Genomic DNA, 14,022 nt, shown 5'->3' on the forward strand with positions numbered 1-14,022 from the left:
AAGAGAACACGATGATGATGTCAGAAACAAAACGCGTTGTGCTACTTGCGGGCGCTACCGGCCTGGTGGGTGGCAAGCTGCTGCAAATTTTGCTGAATGATCCGGATGTTGCACAGGTCCATGCGCTGAGCCGGAAACCGCCGGCAATCAGCCACCCAAAGTTAACCGTCCACCTGGTCGATTTTGCTTCTTTGCCGCAATTGCCCCGTGCGGATGAAGCCTACCTTGCTCTGGGAACAACGATTAAAGTCGCGGGGAGCCGGGAGGCGTTCCGGGCGGTTGATTTCGATGCCAATATGGCGGTTGCCAGGGCGGCACTTTCAGCAGGCGTAAGCCGGGTAGGGCTGGTCAGTGCGGGTGGTGCCAATGCGCAATCATCCATGTTTTATACTCGCGTGAAGGGTGAGCTGGAACAGGCGCTCAGAGCCATGCCGTTCACCACGCTGGTGATTGCACAACCTTCTTTGCTGCTGGACTCCCGTCATGGGTTGGGGCAGCCAGTACGCCTGGGAGAACTGATTTCCATACCGCTCGCCAGGCTGGTATCTCCGATTCTGCCCGCCGCTTACAAACCTATCGAGGCACTGGCTGTTGCCCGGGCGCTGGCGCAGCAGGTCCCCACCACAACGGGTGTTGTTGTGCTGGCTTCTGACCAGATGATCAAACTGGGGAAATCCGGGCACGTTTAGCAAGCGCTCTGGCGCGTTGTGCGAGTTAGATCAGGTCTCTGTTGAGGCAAACTGGGGACAGTTCACTTAACGAGGTGCCTATGTTTACTCAGGAAAAGAAAACCGCGCTGGTTACCGGCGCATCGTCAGGCATGGGCAAGGCCATTGCTCTCCGTCTGATACAGGAGGGTTATCAGGTCTACGTGGCTGCCCGTAGTGTCGGGAAAATGGCTGATCTGGCTCAGCTCGGAGCACAGCCACTGCGGATGGATATTTCCAAAGATGAAGAGATTGTCTCCGGCGTAAATACCATTCTGGCGCAGACAGGCGGTGTCGATGTGCTGGTCAACAATGCCGGTTTTGGCCTGTATGGGCCGGTAGAAGAGATCGGTATTGATGAGGCTCGCTATCAGTTTGAGGTGAATGTGTTCGGTGCAGCACGGCTCACACAGCTGCTGCTCCCGGCGATGCGCGCCAGACGCAGCGGGCACATTATCAACATCACCTCGATGGGCGGAAAGATGTACAGCATCCTGGGTGCCTGGTATCACGCAACCAAACACGCACTGGAAGGATGGTCAGACTGCCTGCGTCTGGAAGTCGCTCAGTTCGGCATAAAGGTGGTGATCGTTGAACCGGGAATAATAGAGACGGGCTTCGGTGATGCCGCCAGTGACAGTATCGTCAAACGTTCGGCCAGTGGGCCCTATGGTCAACTGGTGAAGATGGTGGCTATGTCGATAAAAAACACATACGGACAGGGTAAAGGCAGCGATCCAAACCTTATCGCCGAGGTGGTCTCACGCGCGGTTAACAGCAGCAACCCACGCACACGCTATGCGGCCGGTAAATTTGCCAAAATGTTGATCCGTATGCGCGTCTGGCTGGGTGACCGTCTATTCGACCGCATCATTCTCAGTCAAACCCGTTGACGTAACATTACGACCCAGTCCGGTTGCATCATATCGCTCACCCCGGACTGAGTTTTCTTCATCTGTCCGGCTATGTTAGCCCAGCAGTTCTCTGCGCACGATTTCTGCGCCAGCACTTAACGCATTCAGCTTGCCTCTGGCGACCCGGCGAGATAAAGGCGTCATGCCGCAGTTGGTAGAGGGATAGAGTTTGTCGGCGTCAACAAACTTCAATGCATTGCGGATGGTATTAGCCACTTCTTCCGCTGTTTCAATGGTATTGGTTGCCACATCAATGGCACCAACCATCACTTTTTTACCGCGAATAAGCTCAATGAGATCCATTGGCACGCGAGAGTTGTGACATTCCAGTGAAATGATATCGATAGCCGATTTTTGCAGTTTGGGGAACACTTCTTCATATTGACGCCACTCGGTCCCCAGCGTCTTTTTCCAGTCGGTATTGGCTTTGATGCCATAGCCATAGCAAATATGCACAGCCGTTTCACATTTAAGCCCTTCAATGGCTTTTTCCAGGGCAGCAATCCCCCAGTCATTCACCTCATCAAAGAAAACATTAAATGCAGGCTCATCAAACTGGATAATATCGACACCGGCAGCTTCTAATTCGCGGGCTTCCTGATTAAGAATTTTGGCGAATTCCCAGGCGAGTTTTTCGCGACTTTTATAATGACCATCATAGAGGGTATCAATCATCGTCATTGGGCCTGGCAGCGCCCATTTAATCGGCTGAGTGGTTTGCTGACGCAAAAATTTGGCATCTTCCACAAATACTGGCTTCTGGCGCGCCACTTCACCCACAACGCTGGGTACGCTCGCATCGTAGCGATTACGAATTTTAACGATCTCACGTTTTTCAAAATCAACGCCGCTGAGGTGTTCGATAAAGGTCGTGACAAAATGCTGACGTGTTTGCTCGCCATCACTGACAATATCAATACCGGCCTTGAGTTGATCCTCCAGGCACAAACGCAGAGCATCTTGTTTACCGTCAATTAATTCCTCACCCTCTAATTTCCAGGGGGACCACAGTGTCTCTGGCTGTGCCAGCCAGGACGGTTTGGGTAAGCTGCCGGCAGTTGAAGTGGGTAATAACTTTTTCATCACAGGTGACCTTTTATTTTAAGTTAATCAAAGAACGGCAGTAGCAGACCATTGCTCAAGCACAGTTTGATATGGTTTGATGAAGTTCTCTTCAGTAAACTTTCCCTGCTCAATAGCCAGCTGGCTACGTTCTTCTCGATCATAAACAATGCGGGTTAATGAATAATCCGGGTGCTTCAGGTTTGGCTGATAGCATTGTCCTGCTGCCGAATTCGCGTTGTAAATTTCAGGGCGGTAAATCTTTTGAAAAGTCTCCATCGTGCTGATGGTACTGATCAGTTCAAGATTCGAGTAATCACTGAGCAAATCGCCAGAAAAATAGAATGCCAAAGGCGCAGCACTATTCGGTGGCATAAAATAACGTGCCTGCAAGCCCATTTTTGCGAAATAATGATCGGTCAGGGAGAGTTCATCTTGCTGGTATTCGATGCCCAATACCGGATGTTGATTTCCCGTCTGACGATAGATGTTTTTACTGGAAACACTCAGGCAGATAACCGGTGGCTTAGTAAAGTTCTCTTTATAAGCGTCTGAATTAACGAACTGCTTAAAGATGTTGCCATGCAGATCGCCAAAGTTTTCTGGCGTGGCGAATCCGGATTGGTTTTTATTGTGCTCAGGCAATACGACGCTAAAGTCATAATCGCGCACGTAGGAGGAGAAGTTATTCCCGACAATACCTGCAATACGTTGGTTAGTTTTTTTATCAACGATATTGGTTTTCAGGATTTCAATCACCGGGAAGGCGTTGCCATGGCCTTCGAGGTTAATATTCAATTCGGCAGAAATGATGTCCAGCTCGACAGCATAACGATCGCCATTAGGGTTATCCCAATGCGCCAGAGAATTGAAACGATTGTCAATCATCACCAGGGCGTTGCGCAGGTTTTCCTGACGTTTATCCCCTCTGGCCAGATTAGCAAAGTTGGTGGTGATGCGAGTGTTTTGGGAAGGGTTATAGTTTTCGTCGAAACGAAGGCTTTTAACCGTAAATGAAAAATGCTTATTCATGGTGATCTGGCATCCTGGTTTCCAATATAAAGCCTGATTTTTTTGTCTTTTAACTGTTACCTAATCTTGTTGTGGGCGTTCTCAATCAGTTGTCTTTATATTGTTTAGAAGTTAATAATGCATCTTTTATGCCAGAAGAGTTGTATGAGGAAAAGTGATTAAATTTCAATGGAACATGAGTCATCTTCATGTTCTGGCGCACGGCCAGCAGTGGCGTTGTGGCCGATGCCTGGCGGATGATGGAGAAAGGCTCCGCAGAGCCTTTATGTTCCACTGTGAGGTGTGAACCGGGTGCTGGGTAGATAAGTCAATTCAGCCATGTAGTCTTTCAATCAATGCTGGAAACAAGGTATGCAGTGGCTCAATCAATGTTGAGCTCAAAGTCATTCGAGCCATTTTTCGCATGGCGAGAGGTGATGTAATTTCTGTCGGTGCTTCCGCTAAGGGTCTGCGCCAGATCCTTGTACCAGACTTCGTCTTCCAGGTACCAGGAATGAGACTCCATGCCATCGAGTATTTTGAGTTTAGGATCGGGGATAGCCTGATAGCGTGCCCCGCAGTCTACGTCCACCGCTTTGTTCGGGACGGGAGTATCCACTGGCATTCCCACCCGTCCCACGCGCGAACTTAAATCGATATTCTTGATATTAGAGGCGGCCAGCGCCTCGTCAAAACCGCTGTAATAATTGGTCAGCCGCCCGCAGTGATTGAAGACGGGTAGCATGTCTGCATTATTTGCTGCGAAACAGCTGGAGGAGATATCTGCGGCAAAGAGCGCGATCTGCCCGATTCGCCAGTCGTTTGCCAGGTCTGAATCACGCACTTTATCGACATGCCGGAATGCCTCCCGCACCACAAACGCGCCCATTGAATGAGCCATAATATGAACGTTTACCGGACAATCTTTTTTAGAAAAAATGGTGAAGGGGATAATGCCGCCTCTCACCAGAACTGGAGCAGTATCCAATGCATCCCCACGGTCTGACAGATAATCCTGAGGCTTTTCGTTTGAGGGCCAGTCGAATCCAATAACCATGCAATTGAATTTGTGTTCATTCAGCTTTAACTCGGCGAGTCGCTGGCGCTTTAAGGCCTCTTCGGGGGAGGTGTTATAACCGTGCACAAAGAAGACAATATCGCGTTTGTGTTCCGGAACGTTGTCTGGCTTGGCTATTTGCAGCACTTTCGTCATCCATTGCTGAGCCGTACCAGCCGAATGGGACGGCAATGGAACGGTAGCCGTATCAGGTACTTCCAGATAAGTTGCCCCACCCACCTGGTTGCCGAAGACATCTCCCGCCATTTTCATTCTGACGCTTAATACATAACTGTTCATATAATGACCTCATGTTAAGGACGCAATGAAAAGTGTAGAAAAGTCAGATCGCTCAGGCGGGATATATTCACGGACCGTGAGTACTATCACTCATGATTAAGTCAGACTGGCCCCGTAGAGTGGAGCCAGCCCGTGTTTTAAGGCCTTAATGCACCCCCACATCATTCCCGGTCATCAAACCCACCATCCGGTTCTCATCCATATCCTGTTGTTCCAGCATCGCGACAACGCGACCGTGGTACATCACCAGACAGCGATCAACCAGCGCCTGTAATTCGGGCAGGTCGGTGGAGTAAACCAGCACCGAACCGCCATCCTCCACAAACTGACGAATCGCCTGATAGATAACTTCTTTCGTCCCGACATCGACACCACGCGTTGGGTCGAATAACAGTAAGGTTTTCGCCCCGGACAGCAGCGCCCGCGCAATCAGTGCTTTTTGCTGATTGCCGCCGGACAGGGTGCCAATTTTAAAATTGAGATAACGTGGGCTGAGCTCCACGCGCGGGGCGACGCGACCAATCGCCTCGTCTTCGGCATCGCGTTTAATCAGGCCCAGCCGGGTAAATCGCGACAGCACGGAAGGCGTCACATTGGCAGCGGTGGACAGGGTGGGGAAAATCCCTTCGCTTTTACGGTCTTCCGGCACAAAGGCAATGCCGCTATGCAAATTCAGCGCTTCACGGGAATGGCGTAAATTAACCACATGCCCATCCAGTTGCATTTGCCCGCTGCCGGGTTTCATCAGACCCGCAAGGGTACGAAATAATTCCCGCTGCCCTTGTCCTTCAAGGGCTGCCACGCCCAGTATCTCGCCCTGATGGAGTTCCAGCGAGACATCCGCAAAGGCACTGCCACTCAGGTCATTGGTCACCAGGCGGGGGAGGTGCGCTGCGATGGCGGTTTGACGGCGGGCGGTCGAGCGCTGGCTGGATCGGCGGCCTACCATCAGGGCGAAAATATCGTCATTGCTGACGGCGGATAAATCGACGGTTTCGATACTTTTTCCGCTGCGTAGCACTGTGGCATGGCTGGCAATGGCGCGAATTTCAGCCAGACGATGCGAGATATACAGCACTGAACTGCCCTGTTGCGTCAGGCGGCGTATCAGACGAAATAACCACTCCACATCGGCCAGCGCCCCGGTCGGTTCATCGAGGATCAACAAGCGGGGATTGAGGTGCATCGCACGCACGATCTCCAGTCGCTGACGCGCCGCTAATGACAGGCTTTCGACGTTGGCCTGCGGCGAGATATCGAAGATATCATGTTGATTAAGAATGGTTTCGGTTTCCTGTTGCATGCGTTTGCGCGCGGGCAGGCCAAATGCATTCTTCGGCGCATGGGGCAGAAAAAAATTCTGCGCCACGCTGAGATTGGGTAACAGGCTCAGTTCCTGAAATGCGGTGCTGACCCCGAGTCTGCGGGCGTGCTGGAGGGAATGCGGCGCGTAAGTCTCGCCATCCATCGTCATGGCTCCGCTATTGGGGGCCACCACGCCGGAGAGGATTTTCACCAGCGTGGATTTTCCGGCACCGTTTTCACCGAGAATAGCCTGCACCTGACCCGGCTGGAGCGTCATGCTGACTTCCTCCAGCGCGACGGTCGGGCCATAGGATTTGGCGACAGATGAAAGGTGAACGCCTTGTGGCATGGCATGTTGCATGGTGCATCTCCTGTCGCCCGATGGCAGCAGACCATCGGGCGACGTCAGGCAAAATTATGGGGTGACGGTGGGCTTCACTTTGGTGAGCTTGTATTCATCCGGTGCGGCCTGGCAGCGATCACAGTTGATCCCCGGTTCATCGGCGGCCTTCACAATCTCGGCGGGCAGGGGCTGGATAGTGGTGCCCGGCGTCGGAATGCCTTTCAACGCCGAATCGAGAGAAACTTCAGGCAAATACACCGGGTTATAGATTTCGGCGGAGAACCCTTCCGGCACCATATTGGCCGGGAACACATTACAACCCTCGGTGATTTTTCCGTCCTGACACATTTTGACCTGATCGGCGGTAACCCACGGCAATGGATATTCGATATTGGTCGGCGGCAGATTGCGCTTACCGGTGAGAACTTCCATCATCAGTTTGAAAGCATAACCGGCGGTGGCTGGTGGAGAACCCGCAGATACGCCGCTCAGCCCGCGTTGGCGATAATCCGCATTCAGGAAGCCTAAGCGAAACCCGTTCATATTCTCGCCCATAATCGGGATCATCTTGCCTTTACGATCTGCCACGGCGTTCAGCACCCCGGCTTCACCCAATTCTGACCAGATACCATTGACATCAGGATGGGCGGCAAGCGCTTTCGCGGTTTCGCGCTGACTAATACGATCGTCCCAGTAACCATAATATTCAGAGACAATCTGGATGCCCGGATACTGTTTAAAAATATGCATCGCGCCATCGTAATGACGTTTATCCACCGAGGTACCAGGCACACCACGGTTCATAAATATTTTTCCTTTACCGCCTAATTCATTGACCAGTTCCTGAGCCATGTTTTCCCCCGCACCTGCCGAAATATAGCTGACGTTATAGGCGCATTTCTCGGTGACGGTGGAGTCAAACATAAAGAATTTCACCCCCTGGCTACAACCACGGCGAATAACCCGGTTTAATGCGGTGGGAGAAATTGGAAAACTAATAATGCCATCCGCTTTTGCCGCAATCATACTTTCATAGGCGGAAATCTGTGCCTGGGGATCGGTGCCAGAAATCACCTCGGTCAGGTCCACCATCTTGTCGTAAGGTGGCGTTTTGGCTAGTGATTTAATGATGTTTGCGGTTTCGCTCATCCAGTTATTTCCGCTATAGCTTAAGCTGAGAAATATTTTGTATTTCTTCGGTGCTTCATCGGCGTGAACAGCGGAAACCGTTCCGGCCATCAGCATGCAGGCGCAGGCTAACGCCGCGTATTTTTTTACACGTGTTTGAAAGGACATAGTGACTCCAGAAAATAGAATGTTAGCGTTCAGGTATTACATTTATTTGGAAAAGGCACCGATTTTCTTTGATAAAATTAAAATAGAATTAATGGATCCGGACTGAAATAACAGCGCCAGCAGGATAATTAAGCCAGACACAATTAATCGCCAGCCCTGATCTAATCCGGTCGCAGCAATCACCGAATCAACGGTAGTTAAAAACAACGCACCCGCCAGCGTACCGATAAAGGTTCCTTTGCCACCAAGGATGGAGGATCCGCCTACCACTACGGCGGCAATTGAGGGCAGCAAATAGGGATCGCCCATACGTAACGTGGCACCATCGGAATACCCGGTCAGCAGTGCGCCACCCAGTGCCGCGCATAAGCCACTCAGGGCATACGCCAGCACCGTCACCTTGCCCACCGGAATCCCGCTGATGGCGGCGGCGCGCGCATTGCCACCCAGTGCATACAGCTGGCGACCAAACAGGGTGCGTGACTGGAGCAGCAGCGCCAGCAGGCTGAACACGATAAAGAACAGCAAAATACCGGGGATACCGAACAGGCTGCCTTTTACCACGGCCGACAGCAGCGGGGGCGAAGCACCGAGGGTACTGCCACCGCTTGCCCCCAGCGCCAGTGAAGCCACGATGATGCCGGACCCCATCGTCATAATGAACGGCGGGATGCGTAACAGCGTAATGCCCAGGCCGCTGATAGCACCAATCGCGGCGGCAGAGAGCAGAATTAACGGCAGCATCCACAGCGTATTGCTGCCATTCTCGCCAATCATGCCTGCGGCCATCACACCGCCATACATAAATAACGAGGCAACAGAGAGGTCCATGCCCCCGGACAGAATCACCAGTCCCTGTCCAAAAGCCACCACCAGTAAAAAGGAGGCGAGGGTGATAATCATCATCACCTGCGACCAGGAACCAAGGGCCGGGCTTATCAGGCGTGAGGCGAGAATCATCACCACGGTCAGCAGTAATAACAGCACCGGCGCAATGAAATCGGCATTCAGACGGCTACCGCTGCGGCGATCGTCGCGGTTGATCTCCGCGCTGGCTAAGGTTGCTTTGTTCATACCGGTGCTCCTTTTTTGGTCGCACGTCGGTTAAGTAAATGGCTGGAGACAATCGACAGGATCAGCAGCACGCCCTGGAAAAACCCGATATAGAACGAGGAGACGCCGAGTGCGAACAACATTTTTTGCATCAGCAGCAGCACCGCCGCGCCCACCATCGAGCCAAACGCGCCACCGCGACCCCCGCTCAGGCTGGTGCCACCCAGCGCCACCGCCGCAAAGGACAGCAGCAGGAACGGTTGCCCGGCATTGGGATCGCCGGTCGCGGTTTGCGCGCTGAGCATAAAACCGGCCGCGCCATAGAAACAGCCCGCCAGAATGAAGGCTTTGCAACGGGTCCAGCGCACCGCGACACCAGAGAGACCTGCGGCGGTTTCATCTGCGCCGATGGCATAGATGGCGGTACCGGTATCGGTGCGTTTGATCACCAGCCAGATCAGGGCGAAAGCCAGCAGAAACAGGCCCGAGATCGGCAAGACCTGCCACAGGGAATCGGTTAGCGTGTCGCTGATAAACGCCGACACGCTGCCGCCCGGTACCGGCAGCAGCAGCAGGGCGATACCCTGCGCCACAATCATGGTGCCAAGGGTGGCCGCAATGCTCTGCACACCGTGCCACGCCACCAGATAACCGTTCACCAGCCCAATCAGCGCTCCTGCGGCGAGACACATGGCCAGGCTGAAGCAAGCACCGAGCGGTCCCTCAAACGGGAAGACGGCGGTCAGAACATTGGCTATCGAAATCACGCCAACCAGCGATAAATCGAAGCCTTTGGCCAGCACCACCAGCGTTTGCCCGGCGGCGGCCAGCGCCAGCGGAGCCGCGTTATTCACCAGATTGCCAATCGCGTAAGCGCTAAAGGCATCGGGTTCGGACCAGCCGTACAACAGATACATCAGCACATACAACACCACGGCCAGCACGGCACCGTTGGGGGCGGTCAAACCTCTTTTCACAGGCCGAGGGGAGCCTGGGGTCCTGGGATCAAGACCCGACGAGAGTGAACTCATTTCCGAATATCCTTTAGATAACGGCGAAGATGTGAATTACCCGTTGCGTGACAGCAGGCCCGCGTCGCGGCTATTCGAAGTTAACATCGACTTCGTCATAGCGTTTCAGGCGGTAAATCAGGGCGGAGACCCCCCAGCTAATCAGGAACAGGGCAATAATGGCGTAGCCAAGCGTATTGAAGTGATCGGTCAGGGCCTGCACATCGCGCCAGAAGAGGCCGGTAAACGCCATCTTGTCTGACAGCAAACTCAGCACCTCGATCCCACCGATAAAAAAGGCCACCACAACCGACATCATGGTAATGGTCAGGTTGTAATACAGCTTGCGGATCGGGCGGACAAAGGCCCAGCGATAAACCCGCACCATCAGAATCCCGTCCAGCGTATCCACCAGCAGCATCCCGGCGGTAAACAGTGCGGGCATCACCATGATGCTGGCGAAGGAGATCCCGCCCACCGCCTGTGCCGAGGAGAGGCCAAACAGGGCGATTTCCGTGGCGGTATCAAAGCCGATACCGAAGAGAAAGCCGATAGGAAACAAATGCCAGCTGCGGGAAACCAACCGGAACAGCGGTCGGAACAGGCGTGCCAGCAAGCCACGACGGTTCAGCAACATGTCCAGGTCATCCGCGACCACGGTGCCGCCATTTTTGGCCTGGCGGAAGGTTTTCCACACGGACAGCAAAATCGACAGATTGGCGAAGGCCAGCACCAGCATAAATCCGGCAGATGCCAGGGTGCTGATCAGGCTGCCAATTTCCTTCGCATCACCCAACGCCTTATCCAGTGCGCTGGCGGTTAATGCCACGAATAAGCAGCTGATGATGACCACGGCAGCGTGACCCAGTGAAAAGAACGCACCGGCGCTTTCGGCTGAGCGTCCTTCCTGTAACAGTTTGCGCGTTGCGTTATCGATAGCCGCGATATGGTCGGCGTCCACGGCATGGCGCAGGCCAAACATATAGGCTAACAGCGCGGTGCCCATTAGCGTGGGTTGCGTGCGAAACTCAACCCATGCCCAGCACCAGGCTAGAATATTGACAACAACAATGCCCCAGCACAGACCTTTCAGACGCGTTGACGATAGAGCTGTATTCATCGGTATCACCTGTAAATTGTGGTATCAACATGGCAGGGAAGGCCGCCAGACATGGCGGCTCCGAATGTTAACGACTTCCCGGCACGATAGTGATCGGCGTTGGGATGCCATGAAGGTGCCCATGGTGATGATGATGGTGGTGATGGTCATGATCGTTCTGCACGCCTTGCAGCGTTGAGCAGGGATCGATAATGTGCGCCACCCGATCGAGCTGCACCGGCTGCCCGTGCGGAGTATGCAGATAAGCCAGATGCCACAGCGCCTGGCGATCCTCCACATCCTGTTCGCTGACCAGCGCTTTGTGCTGCAACATCATTTCCAGCGTGGTCAGCCACTGGCGATAATAGGCTTCGCCTAAACTTTCCCCTGGCTGCTGCGGTTGCTCGCGGATGGTGGTGGCAAAGGCTTCAACCCACTCACTCCATGAATAAACCCCGTTTTGCGACAGTTGCAGCGCGGTGGCGAAGGCTTCCGCCTGCCAGGGTTCGCCGAACGCCATTTCAGGTTCTTCCGTGGCCGCCTGTGGGGCCAGTGTCATCGACATTAACGTCATAACTATGCTCCTCAGGCCACTGGCTCGATGTAGTCATCCCACAGGTCGAGGTAGACCGCAGAACCTTCGGTTGCCGCGTCTCCCCATAACTCTTCCGCTTCAAAACGGACGCTGTACAGATGCTGCGGTTTTTCGCCTTTGCCGTGGGCATAGGTGTCCGGGAATACGAACGAACCGTGATATTGCACGATGGTCCCGCTACGTCCGCGAACATAACGCGGTAAACGGGTGTGGCCGATCGGGTGGATATTTTTCGCCCGCACGCTATCACCGGGTGCAAAACGTACCGGCAGGGCGGTGTCACGCACATACACCGGGTTGGTTTTCACTGCGGCATAGACCTGATCTTTCTCTAAAATATTCATGCCTGTGTCTCCTGAGCGGCGAGTTGTTTCACTTTGGCTTCCAGCTCATCCAGCGTGAAGAGGCCGTTTTCGATACCGAGGGTTTCCATGGCGTGATACCAGTGCACGTAATAAGGGGTGCTGAGGTATTCGCTGGGGTCCATCACTTCAATAGCGTGACGAAACTCATCAATCGGGCACAGTCCACCGGCAAAATAGAGGCCGATGGTGGAAAACACCTGTTTTTCCCATTCCGCTTTGAATACCGGCTCGTTGAGGTCGATCTGGATCGGCCCGAGGTTATGCATACCGCCAACGTCATGAATCGAATTCATCAGGATCTCCTCAGGATTGCACTGCAGGTAAAAGATCGGTGCCAATCATGGCGTTGCGGGTGACCAGCTCTGCCAGCTCCGCTTCGGTTAAATGTTCACTGCCGCTGGGGCGCTGGGGCAGCACCATATAGCGAATCTCGGCATTGCTGTCCCAGACGCGGATTTCGACGTTGGCAGGCAGGGTGACGCCAAATTCCGCCAGCACGCTGCGCGGTTCGATCACGGCGCGGGAGCGATATTGCGGGGCTTTGTACCAGGTTGGCGGCAGGCCAAGGGTGGGCCACGGATAGCAGGAGCACAGCGTACACACCACCATGTTATGGACGTCCGCGGTATTCTCAGCGACATACATATGCGCGCCTTCCAGGCCGGTGAAACCGAGTTCGGCAATGGCGGCGGTGGCATCGGTCAGCAGGCGCTGTTTATAGTCCGGGTCGGTCCAGGCCTTCGCCACCACTTTTGCACCGTTTTTCGGGCCAAAACGATGTTCAAAAATATCAATGATTTCATCGACAGCGTCCGCCTGGATGTAGCCCTTCTCAATTAATAACGACTGAATTGCCTTAATCCGCAGCGTCGGAATATTCGGGGGTGTTGTGGGCTCGGTGATAGTGCTCATTGTCTTTCCTCATTTTCTGTTGGTAACGCAATCCGTGAACCATTTCACTGGCGTGGGATTATTTTTCGCAAAAAAAAAGCCCCTAAGCTCTTGCGAGCTACAGGGGCATCTTTGCCATTGTCAGATTATTTATGAAGCAGGCGAACGATAATATTAAAAAAGCAGCAATCCAAATTAGCGTGACAGGAATATCACATGACGTCTTTAACTAAGCAATATATATGCCATAAAAATAATCTTTGATCCAGTTCATTTTTATGTTTTAAAACATCATGTTAATCATGGCATTTGACGTCAGCCATCAGGACATAATAAAAGGTTATTCCTGTTGCGCATTTTTAGTGCAGCGCCATCACTCTGCTGGTGCGAAATACCAATACCATCACAATGATAATAATTTTATATGTCTGATCCATGCCTCCGGATTAGCGAGTACTATCAGGCAAAACTCTTCCACCGTTTTTTGCTGTTCGGTTGCCAGTTGACGTAATAAAGCATAGGCGGATTGTTCACTAAAATTAAACTCTTTAATCAGTAATAATTGCGCTGATAATAAAAAACGTCGCAGTTGATGCCGATGTTCAAATTGCTGCAACTGGTCCTGTAATTGCTTTTGACGCTGAAAATCATGGCGCGCCAGAATCAGGGTCGATAGCACGCCCTCAGCTTTAACTGGTTTGCGTAAATAACCATTGATGTTCTGATCGATCACCCATTTAACCCGTGAAGGGGTTTCCATGCCCAGCAGCGCAATTTTTGCCAGGGCGGGCCAGCTGTTTTGCTCCATGCTCTGGATCAGCGCCCGGTTATCCGAATCAAAAATCATGCCGTCATATGGCGCATCAAAAATAGTCGGGTGGAAATGGCTAAAACTGTCACCCGCGATCCCCAGTCGCTGGAACTGGAGCAGCAACGCATTTTCGTCACGGGTATGACAGCCAATGAGTGCGATGCGTAATCCTCTCACCACCATCAGTTGCTTTTGCATATGCA

The 14,022-nt window shown here is 52.9% G+C and carries 15 protein-coding genes; 2 read left to right on the plus strand and 13 right to left on the minus strand.

Annotated elements, in window-relative coordinates:
* The first annotated feature begins 11 nt into the window (after positions 1 to 11).
* The gene (locus tag HA50_RS25220) at positions 12 to 689 is read left to right on the plus strand and encodes an NAD(P)H-binding protein (protein WP_244193673.1); all 678 of its coding nucleotides are present in this window, start codon (positions 12 to 14) and stop codon (positions 687 to 689) included.
* Positions 690 to 769: 80 nt separating this feature from the next.
* Positions 770 to 1,600, plus strand: coding sequence for an oxidoreductase (locus HA50_RS25225; protein WP_084879539.1), 831 nt, complete (start codon positions 770 to 772; stop codon positions 1,598 to 1,600).
* Between the two features lie 75 nt (positions 1,601 to 1,675).
* Here the strand turns inward: HA50_RS25225 and HA50_RS25230 are convergent, their stop codons facing one another.
* From HA50_RS25230 to HA50_RS25285, 13 genes are all read right to left on the minus strand, one after another.
* Positions 1,676 to 2,704 carry a methionine synthase gene (locus tag HA50_RS25230; protein ID WP_084879540.1) on the minus strand — a complete coding sequence of 343 codons (1,029 nt, stop codon included), beginning with the start codon at positions 2,702 to 2,704 and terminating at the stop codon, positions 1,676 to 1,678.
* Positions 2,705 to 2,731: 27 nt separating this feature from the next.
* Positions 2,732 to 3,715: a DUF1852 domain-containing protein gene (locus tag HA50_RS25235; RefSeq protein ID WP_084879541.1), complete on the minus strand. Its 984-nt coding sequence runs from the start codon at positions 3,713 to 3,715 to the stop codon at positions 2,732 to 2,734.
* Between the two features lie 361 nt (positions 3,716 to 4,076).
* A complete protein-coding gene (locus HA50_RS25240; protein ID WP_208617341.1) occupies positions 4,077 to 5,051 on the minus strand; it encodes an alpha/beta hydrolase in 975 nt (324 codons plus the stop codon).
* A gap of 145 nt (positions 5,052 to 5,196) precedes the next feature.
* Complete coding sequence (locus HA50_RS25245) at positions 5,197 to 6,717, minus strand: sugar ABC transporter ATP-binding protein (protein ID WP_084879542.1); 1,521 nt, start codon at positions 6,715 to 6,717, stop codon at positions 5,197 to 5,199.
* Between the two features lie 54 nt (positions 6,718 to 6,771).
* Positions 6,772 to 7,995 carry a sugar ABC transporter substrate-binding protein gene (locus HA50_RS25250; protein ID WP_084879543.1) on the minus strand — a complete coding sequence of 408 codons (1,224 nt, stop codon included), beginning with the start codon at positions 7,993 to 7,995 and terminating at the stop codon, positions 6,772 to 6,774.
* A gap of 42 nt (positions 7,996 to 8,037) precedes the next feature.
* On the minus strand, positions 8,038 to 9,069 hold the full coding sequence (locus tag HA50_RS25255; RefSeq protein WP_084879544.1) for an ABC transporter permease: 1,032 nt from the start codon (positions 9,067 to 9,069) through the stop codon (positions 8,038 to 8,040).
* Positions 9,066 to 10,025 (minus strand): ABC transporter permease, encoded by a 960-nt coding sequence (locus HA50_RS25260; protein ID WP_158087439.1) that lies wholly within the window; start codon positions 10,023 to 10,025, stop codon positions 9,066 to 9,068. The genes HA50_RS25255 and HA50_RS25260 overlap by 4 nt, the downstream gene beginning before the upstream one ends.
* Before the next feature lie 124 nt (positions 10,026 to 10,149).
* Complete coding sequence (locus HA50_RS25265; protein WP_084879546.1) at positions 10,150 to 11,178, minus strand: HoxN/HupN/NixA family nickel/cobalt transporter; 1,029 nt, start codon at positions 11,176 to 11,178, stop codon at positions 10,150 to 10,152.
* Positions 11,179 to 11,245: 67 nt separating this feature from the next.
* Entirely contained in the window at positions 11,246 to 11,731 is a 486-nt protein-coding gene (locus HA50_RS25270) for a nitrile hydratase accessory protein (RefSeq protein WP_084879547.1), read from the minus strand.
* Positions 11,732 to 11,742: 11 nt separating this feature from the next.
* The gene (locus HA50_RS32040; protein WP_276329380.1) at positions 11,743 to 12,096 is read right to left on the minus strand and encodes an SH3-like domain-containing protein; all 354 of its coding nucleotides are present in this window, start codon (positions 12,094 to 12,096) and stop codon (positions 11,743 to 11,745) included.
* Entirely contained in the window at positions 12,093 to 12,410 is a 318-nt protein-coding gene (locus HA50_RS32045) for an SH3-like domain-containing protein (RefSeq protein WP_276329381.1), read from the minus strand. The genes HA50_RS32040 and HA50_RS32045 overlap by 4 nt, the downstream gene beginning before the upstream one ends.
* Before the next feature lie 10 nt (positions 12,411 to 12,420).
* Positions 12,421 to 13,029, minus strand: coding sequence for a nitrile hydratase subunit alpha (nthA, locus tag HA50_RS25280; RefSeq protein WP_139811034.1), 609 nt, complete (start codon positions 13,027 to 13,029; stop codon positions 12,421 to 12,423).
* Positions 13,030 to 13,411: 382 nt separating this feature from the next.
* Positions 13,412 to 14,017 (minus strand): ANTAR domain-containing response regulator, encoded by a 606-nt coding sequence (locus HA50_RS25285; RefSeq protein ID WP_084879548.1) that lies wholly within the window; start codon positions 14,015 to 14,017, stop codon positions 13,412 to 13,414.
* Positions 14,018 to 14,022 lie beyond the last annotated feature (5 nt).

Origin of the sequence: Pantoea cypripedii (genome assembly GCF_002095535.1) — a bacterium.
Lineage (GTDB): Bacteria > Pseudomonadota > Gammaproteobacteria > Enterobacterales > Enterobacteriaceae > Pantoea > Pantoea cypripedii.

Excerpts from the sequence above, each read along its gene's own strand:
- HA50_RS25220 (WP_244193673.1), top strand. The coding sequence starts at position 12 with ATGATGATGTCAGAAACAAAACGCGTTGTGCTACTTGCGGGCGCTACC.
- HA50_RS25225 (WP_084879539.1), top strand. The coding sequence starts at position 770 with ATGTTTACTCAGGAAAAGAAAACCGCGCTGGTTACCGGCGCATCGTCA.
- HA50_RS25230 (WP_084879540.1), bottom strand. The coding sequence starts at position 2,704 with ATGAAAAAGTTATTACCCACTTCAACTGCCGGCAGCTTACCCAAACCG.
- HA50_RS25235 (WP_084879541.1), bottom strand. The coding sequence starts at position 3,715 with ATGAATAAGCATTTTTCATTTACGGTTAAAAGCCTTCGTTTCGACGAA.
- HA50_RS25240 (WP_208617341.1), bottom strand. The coding sequence starts at position 5,051 with ATGAACAGTTATGTATTAAGCGTCAGAATGAAAATGGCGGGAGATGTC.
- HA50_RS25245 (WP_084879542.1), bottom strand. The coding sequence starts at position 6,717 with ATGCAACATGCCATGCCACAAGGCGTTCACCTTTCATCTGTCGCCAAA.
- HA50_RS25250 (WP_084879543.1), bottom strand. The coding sequence starts at position 7,995 with ATGTCCTTTCAAACACGTGTAAAAAAATACGCGGCGTTAGCCTGCGCC.
- HA50_RS25255 (WP_084879544.1), bottom strand. The coding sequence starts at position 9,069 with ATGAACAAAGCAACCTTAGCCAGCGCGGAGATCAACCGCGACGATCGC.
- HA50_RS25265 (WP_084879546.1), bottom strand. The coding sequence starts at position 11,178 with ATGAATACAGCTCTATCGTCAACGCGTCTGAAAGGTCTGTGCTGGGGC.
- HA50_RS25270 (WP_084879547.1), bottom strand. The coding sequence starts at position 11,731 with ATGACGTTAATGTCGATGACACTGGCCCCACAGGCGGCCACGGAAGAA.
- HA50_RS32040 (WP_276329380.1), bottom strand. The coding sequence starts at position 12,096 with ATGAATATTTTAGAGAAAGATCAGGTCTATGCCGCAGTGAAAACCAAC.
- HA50_RS32045 (WP_276329381.1), bottom strand. The coding sequence starts at position 12,410 with ATGAATTCGATTCATGACGTTGGCGGTATGCATAACCTCGGGCCGATC.
- nthA (WP_139811034.1), bottom strand. The coding sequence starts at position 13,029 with ATGAGCACTATCACCGAGCCCACAACACCCCCGAATATTCCGACGCTG.
- HA50_RS25285 (WP_084879548.1), bottom strand. The coding sequence starts at position 14,017 with ATGCAAAAGCAACTGATGGTGGTGAGAGGATTACGCATCGCACTCATT.